Origin of the sequence: Blastococcus sp. KM273128 (genome assembly GCF_021698975.1) — a bacterium.
Lineage (GTDB): Bacteria > Actinomycetota > Actinomycetes > Mycobacteriales > Geodermatophilaceae > Blastococcus.
Map to the genome: position 1 here is coordinate 1 of NZ_SSXA01000227.1, position 254 is coordinate 254.

The 254-nt window shown below is 66.9% G+C and carries 1 pseudogene; it reads left to right on the forward strand.

Going from position 1 to position 254, the window contains the following annotated elements:
• Positions 1–174, forward strand: a pseudogene (locus tag E9529_RS21690) (long-chain fatty acid--CoA ligase); the annotation flags it as partial.
• Positions 175–254: the final 80 nt, after the last annotated feature.

The window sequence follows — 254 nt, forward strand, 5'->3', positions numbered from 1 at the left end:
AAGGCGTTCGTCAGCCTCAAGCCCGGGGCGAGCACCACTCCGGAGGAGCTGATCGCGCACTGCAAGGAGCGGATGGCGGCCTACAAGTACCCGCGCAGCGTGGAACTGGTCGACGAGCTGCCCAAGACGGTGACCGGCAAGATCCTCCGGCGTGAGCTGCGCGGGTACTTGTAGGCCGCCATCCGCTCCTTGCAGTGCGCGATCAGCTCCTCCGGAGTGGTGCTCGCCCCGGGCTTGAGGCTGACGAACGCCTT